General features: G+C 48.2%; 6 protein-coding genes. All 6 read left to right on the plus strand.

The annotated features are described in order from the left end of the window. Positions 1-62 precede the first annotated feature (62 nt). Positions 63-320, plus strand: a complete 258-nt coding sequence (locus BUB73_RS01855; RefSeq protein WP_073156782.1) for a hypothetical protein — start codon at positions 63-65, stop codon at positions 318-320. Positions 321-442: 122 nt separating this feature from the next. Then, positions 443-1,255 (plus strand): thymidylate synthase, encoded by an 813-nt coding sequence (locus BUB73_RS01860; RefSeq protein WP_073156421.1) that lies wholly within the window; start codon positions 443-445, stop codon positions 1,253-1,255. A gap of 96 nt (positions 1,256-1,351) precedes the next feature. Next, on the plus strand, positions 1,352-1,837 hold the full coding sequence (locus tag BUB73_RS01865; RefSeq protein ID WP_073283130.1) for a dihydrofolate reductase: 486 nt from the start codon (positions 1,352-1,354) through the stop codon (positions 1,835-1,837). A gap of 22 nt (positions 1,838-1,859) precedes the next feature. After that, complete coding sequence (locus BUB73_RS01870; protein ID WP_073283133.1) at positions 1,860-3,545, plus strand: GGDEF domain-containing protein; 1,686 nt, start codon at positions 1,860-1,862, stop codon at positions 3,543-3,545. A 109-nt stretch (positions 3,546-3,654) separates the two neighbouring features. Next, entirely contained in the window at positions 3,655-4,959 is a 1,305-nt protein-coding gene (locus tag BUB73_RS01875) for an MgtC/SapB family protein (RefSeq protein WP_073156430.1), read from the plus strand. A 151-nt stretch (positions 4,960-5,110) separates the two neighbouring features. Next, entirely contained in the window at positions 5,111-5,860 is a 750-nt protein-coding gene (locus BUB73_RS01880; protein ID WP_249269464.1) for a hydroxymethylpyrimidine/phosphomethylpyrimidine kinase, read from the plus strand. The last annotated feature ends 355 nt before the right edge of the window (positions 5,861-6,215 follow it).

Below are 6,215 nucleotides of genomic sequence, written 5' to 3' on the forward strand. Positions count from 1 at the left end.
GATATTAGCGAATGAAGCCCTCGGACAAAAAGTCCGGGGGCTTTTTTGTTATCTTTAATGTTATGACAAAGCTTGATGAAATTTTGACTGCTATTGAAGCTTCTAACCATGACCTGGTGGAAATGGATGCTGAACACCTTAACCATAAGATGGTGCAGAAGGCTCGCCTCGGCAAGAAGCCCGTTCCCCGCCATACGCAGGACTTGATTTTGAATGCCCTGAACCGCCTGCTGGTAGAAAAGGAAGTCGAAGGTGCGAAGCCCTACAAGCGACTGGAACTTTTCGGCAACGAACAAATGGCAGTGAATAGTGAACAGTGAATTGAGCTGTGGACAATGAGTTTTGAACAGTGAGTTAAAGTAAGGCGCCCCCGGCGCGATTATAACAACTCATATCTCGTCTCTCGCCTCTCTTAACCTTTAACCTTTCCGCGTTACCCTCTATGCAGCAATATCTCGATCTTCTGAAAGACATTATGGAAAACGGCGTTGACCGCTCCGATCGCACTGGAACTGGAACCCGTTCCGTTTTTGGTCGTCAGTGCCGTTACGACTTGTCCAAGGGCTTTCCCTGTTTGACTACAAAGAAGCTCCACCTTCGTTCCATCATCCACGAACTGCTGTGGTTCTTGATGGGCGACACCAACATCAAATATCTTCACGATAACAAGGTGACCATCTGGGACGAATGGGCTGATGAAAATGGCGACCTGGGACCGGTATATGGTCATCAGTGGCGCAGCTGGCCCACACCTGAGGGCGGACACATCGATCAGATCAAGAACCTGGTGAACAGTCTGAAGAACAATCCCGACTCTCGCCGCCACTTGGTTTGTGCCTGGAACGTTTCCGAAGTGGATAAGATGGCCTTGCCCCCTTGCCACTGCCTCTTCCAGTTCTATGTAGGTGGCGTTGGCGCATCTGGCAAGCGCAAGCTTTCCTGTCAGCTGTATCAGCGTAGCGCAGACACCTTCCTGGGGGTTCCGTTCAATATTGCCAGCTATGCTCTGTTGACTTTGATGCTGGCTCAGGTTTGCGATTATGAACCGGGCGAATTCATCCACACCCTGGGTGACACTCATCTGTATTCCAACCATTTCGAACAGGTAAAGGAACAGCTTTCCCGCGAACCTCGCAAGCTGCCTACCATGAAGTTGAATCCCGAAATCAAGGACCTCTTCGACTTTAAGTTTGAGGATTTCGAACTGGTTGATTACGATCCGTGGCCCACCATTAAGGCTCCCATCGCCGTTTAATCAGTGGTCTGTGGTTAGTAAACAGTTGTCAGCAAATAGTTGACGCTACCTACAAATCACTAACCACTAATCACTAACCACTAGCCACTATTTCCTATGTTGATTTCTGCTATTGTCGCTGTTTCCGAAAACAATGTGATTGGCCGTGATGGTCATTTGCCTTGGCATCTGTCTGCTGATTTGAAACGCTTTAAGGCGATTACAACAGGTCATTCCATCATACTGGGTCGCAAGAACTACGATGATATCGGGAGACCTCTGCCGAATCGTACGAACTATGTATTGACTCGAAATCCTGAGTTTGCTGCTCCTGGCTGTGTCGTTTGCGGCGATTTGGAGTCCGCTATTAAGGCTGCAGAGGCTGCAGGAGAGGAAGAATGCTTTATTATTGGGGGGGTGGCTATATATAATGCTGCCATGCCTCTTACAAAAAAGTTATATCTAACTAGAGTTCACGCAAATGTGGATGGAGATGTGTTTTTCCCGGACTGGGGTGAGGGCTGGCGCAAGGTTAGCTCTGAAGATTTCCCGGCCGACGAAAAGAACGACTTCGTGACCACGTTCGAGGTGTGGGAACGCTAGTTTTATAGGTTTGTAGGATTAAATGTCGAAGAAGGTAAACAAGATTATCTCGTTCACGGTGACCATTGCGATGATCATCCTGACCTTTTTCTTCTTTAATGCTACAAAGGATAGCGGTGTCTCTGACCTCGTCATGTCCCTGGACAATGACTGGACTCTTGTTGTAAATGGGGAAACTAAGCATGTCCCGAAAATCGCCGGACACATATTGCCCAAGACGGTGGATAAGGATGAAGTAGTTGTTTTGGAGCGCAAGCTCCCCAGCAATACGTTCCCTCGCTCGGTTATGCGCTTCAAGGTTTACCATAGTGTGGTGAAGGTCTTCGAAGATGAAGAACTGATCTATGCCTATGGCGATAAACTTTACGAGAGTAACCGCATTGTGGGAAGCGGTATGCACTATGTGTATCTTGGTCCCAATTCTGCCGGCAAGCGTATTCGTATCTCCATTCAGGCTACCGAAGACGGAGCCTTCTCGAATTTCTCTCCCATCGATATCCTGCCATCTAGCTATGCCAATACGGACTTTTTTGCGTCACATGCGCTGGCCTTGTTTGTGGGTATCTTCCTGATTCTGTTCGGACTGCTATCGGTGGTTATCTGTGCTGTAGTCAGTTTTTTCAGTACCGGTTATTTCAGATTCCAGATGATCGGTTTGCTTTCCCTATCCCTGGGAACATGGACTCTCTGCTACACAAAATTGATTCAGGTCTTTTCGTTTAACTTTTCCTTTAACACCACCATTGAATATTTCAGCTTGTATATGTCCCCGATTCCGTTGGGATTCCTGCTGATGGATATGCGTCGTGGTCAGATTAAGACCTGGAGGTGGTGGGGCTTGGTAACGCTGGTTGCCTTTGGCGCCTGCTATGCCCTGGTTACTTCTATTCTGCATTTTACCAACGTTCTGCATTTCCCCCAGACCTTGTTGCCCTTCCATATTTATGTGGGTGTTGCTTTCCTGTATATGGCATTCAGTGGCGTGGTCTACAGCAAGAAGACGGACCTGTCTGGAAAGTTCCTGACATGGGGTGTTCTTTCCTTTGGTGTTGTGGCCTTTGCGGACTTGATCCGATACAACGTCTTTAAGTATTTGGCTATTGAATCTTTTCGCTGGGACGTGACCTGGATTCCCCTGGGAACCTTGAGCTTTGTGATGCTTTTGGTCTTGAGCTATTTGGTTTATTTGTATAAACTGGTGGCCGACAGGACCGAAAAGGAAGTGCTTGCCGCCATGGTGTATATCGACAGCCTGACCGGGCTTTATAACCGCGCCAAGTGCCAACAGATTTTTGATGTGCTGGATAGGTCCGACGGAGATTTCGCCATTGTCAGCATCGACATGAACGGCTTGAAGTATGTGAACGACAAGTATGGCCACAGCACGGGTGACCGTCTGATCAAGGTCTTTGCGAATATCTTGAGAGGCTCCTTTGAAGGTGTGGGTGCGACAATCCGTATGGGTGGTGATGAATTTGTTGCCATTGTCCGTGAAGAACATCTGGAAGATATCGATTTTGCAATCAACTCTATGAAGGATAAGATGCTTGTGGGAAAATCCGGTTTGCCAGTTCCTCTGGAAGCGGCTTACGGTGTGGCGTACCGCAGCGAATGCGGCCCCATGAGTGCAAGTGGGGTGTACTCCGCTGCCGATAAGAAAATGTATGCCATGAAGGTCGGCATGAAGTCGGATTTGATCCGTCGATAGATTTCTTATTTCAAGTTGGACTAAGGATTTGCCCAGATTGTTTAAGGCAAGTCCTTTTTTTTATATGACATGGTTTCCTTTTTTGGAAGGCCGTATATAGATTAGCATTATGCTTGAGTTTAACGTATTCTACAAACTCGTGGCTGCTATTGGTATCGGCTTGATTATTGGCTTGCAGCGCGAGCATACCTATTTCGATGCGACGGATCGTCATCCGGCGGGTGTTCGTACGTTTACTTTGGTAGGGCTCGGCGGTGCCATGGTGGCCATGTTGTGTGGCCTGATGGAAAGTGCTGCACCCTTTGTCGCAGGCTTTATTGTGATTGGTCTTTTGCTGGTGGCGTCCCATATAGCTTTTGGACTGAGCCATCACGTGGAATCGTCTGTAGGTTCTGAAGGGGGTGCTGCCCCTGCGGCGGGCATTACCACCAGCGTGGCTCTTGTAATTGTGTATTTGCTTGGGGCCTTGTGCTGGTACGGCAAACTGTTGGAATCTTGCGTCATTATGGTGGTGATGCTCTGGATTCTTACGGTTAAACAGCAACTTCATGATTTTGCGAAAAAACTTTCCCGCGAAGATGTGCTAGCCACGGTAAAGTTTGCTGTGATTTCTGCGCTGGTGTTGCCCTTCCTTCCTAATCAGGCTTATGGGCCTGCGGGACTGCAAGTTCTGAACCCCCATACCATCTGGCTTTTTGTGGTGTTTATTTCTGGCATCGGTTTTGTAGGCTACGTGCTTATCAAGATTGTGGGCCCGGGTAAGGGAATCTGGCTGACCGGAGTTCTTGGGGGCATTGCCAGCAGTACGGCTCTCACTTTGAATTTGGCAGGCCGCAGTCGCGAAAACGAAGCGTATGCGTCTGACTTTACCTTGGGAATCGTTCTCAGCTGGTCGGTGATGTATGTGCGTCTGTATTTGATTTGCATTGCCTTGAGTGGAAGCCTTGCTGGCCCCTTGGCATTGCCGTTGCTGGTTCCTGTGGTGCCCAGCTTGGCTTATGCGCTGTTCCTGAAACTGCGTACCAGCCGTAAGCGCCAGGAACATTCCGCTGGATTTTCTAATCCCTTCAAACTTTTGCCGGCTATTAAGTTTGGCGTTGTATTTACCGCGGTGATGTTTGTGGCTAATGCCGCCCGAGTCTATCTGGGGGCCGGTGCTCTTTTGGCCTGCAGTTTCCTTGGCGGTGCCGCCGAGATGGATGCGGTGGCATTCTCCGTAATCGATATGCATTTGAAGTCTGGATTGCCTGTACGGGAACTGGTGCTGGCGTTCCTCTTTGCCAGTCTCGCCAACACGTTGACTAAGGGTGGCCTGGTATTCTTCCTTGGGGCCAAGAGCATGCGCAAGCCTATTGTGCCTGCGGTTGTGCTGATCTGTGTGACGACGGCTGCCTTGATTGCAGTTTATTTCTAGCGGCAGACTGATTTATAATTCATTTCTTTACACAATATGAAATTCTTGTCTGCATAAATATTTTTTATTTCTTCTCCTTTTTAAAAATATGGCCTGTTAGGCTTTTTTTTATTTATCTTACTTGTCGTTAGGAATGCTTTTCGAGGATTTCATGGCTGAAAATAACGATATGATTTATGCTTTGACCATTGCCGGTTTTGACGGTAGCGCCGGTGCGGGTTTTATTTCTGACATTAAGACCATGGCTCATTTTGGGGTGTATGGCCAGGCTGTCTGCACGGCTCTGACCGAACAGAATGAAGATGAGTTTGTGGCGCCTGGTTGGGTTATCTGGGAACGAATCGAAGCCCAGTTGGAAACGCTCTTCCGAAAGCATACTTTTAAGTACGTGAAAATAGGTTTGGTAGAAAAGGCCAAGATTCTGAAACGTATTGTGGAGTTTGTTCGTGAAAAGTCGCCGGACGCCTTTATTGTGTGGGATCCCATTGCTAGCGCCAGCGCTGGATTCCATTTTATGCGTGATGCCGCAGAATTCTTGCCGGTCATGAAGATGATTGACCTTGTGACGCCCAATGCCGTTGAATACAAGTTTCTTGGTCTGGAGGCCGCTCACGAAAAGGGCATAATTCAGATGGGGAAGGACTGTGCCGTTCTTCTGAAGGGCGGACATGCAGAAGGCGCTGATTCCGTAGATACCTTGATTATGGATGGTGCCGAATACAAGTTTGCAAGTCCCCGCTTGCCTGGCTGTGGAAAGCACGGCACCGGCTGTGTCTTGAGTTCTGCCATTCTTGCCAATGTGGCTCTAGGTAAGCCTCTGCCCGAGGCCTGCAAGATTGCAAAGGATTATATGAATCAATATCTGCAGAGCGGGGAAGGCAGACTGGGATTTGTACGTTAAATTATGCATCCAAATGAAAAAAGGCCGGCTTGAAAAAAGCTGGTCTTTTTGTATAAAGAAATACTCAAATTAGACGAGTGGACATTTTGTATAAATGAGATACGAAAAAAAATTTTATTTTGTCTGCAATATGATAATTAGTTTGCTATATATGATCACGGTGGTTGCGGAGTGAACCGGACAACCCATAAAATATAGCCCGACCCGTGCGGAGCGCGGGGAACGTCCAAAAGATTACTCCGCTGAACATCGCCCGCGCTCTCAGCGACGAAGGCGTGAAGATTCTCGGTACCAGCATCGATTCCATCGATATCGCTGAAGACCGCGACCTGTTCCGCAAGATGATGGACCAGCT

The sequence above is a fragment of the Fibrobacter sp. UWH6 genome (genome assembly GCF_900142465.1).
Classification (GTDB): Bacteria; Fibrobacterota; Fibrobacteria; order Fibrobacterales; family Fibrobacteraceae; genus Fibrobacter.

What these genes read in the sequence shown, in the direction of transcription:
- BUB73_RS01855 (WP_073156782.1), top strand. Translation starts at nt 63, where the DNA reads ATGACAAAGCTTGATGAAATTTTGACTGCTATTGAAGCTTCTAACCAT.
- BUB73_RS01860 (WP_073156421.1), top strand. Translation starts at nt 443, where the DNA reads ATGCAGCAATATCTCGATCTTCTGAAAGACATTATGGAAAACGGCGTT.
- BUB73_RS01865 (WP_073283130.1), top strand. Translation starts at nt 1,352, where the DNA reads ATGTTGATTTCTGCTATTGTCGCTGTTTCCGAAAACAATGTGATTGGC.
- BUB73_RS01870 (WP_073283133.1), top strand. Translation starts at nt 1,860, where the DNA reads ATGTCGAAGAAGGTAAACAAGATTATCTCGTTCACGGTGACCATTGCG.
- BUB73_RS01875 (WP_073156430.1), top strand. Translation starts at nt 3,655, where the DNA reads ATGCTTGAGTTTAACGTATTCTACAAACTCGTGGCTGCTATTGGTATC.
- BUB73_RS01880 (WP_249269464.1), top strand. Translation starts at nt 5,111, where the DNA reads ATGGCTGAAAATAACGATATGATTTATGCTTTGACCATTGCCGGTTTT.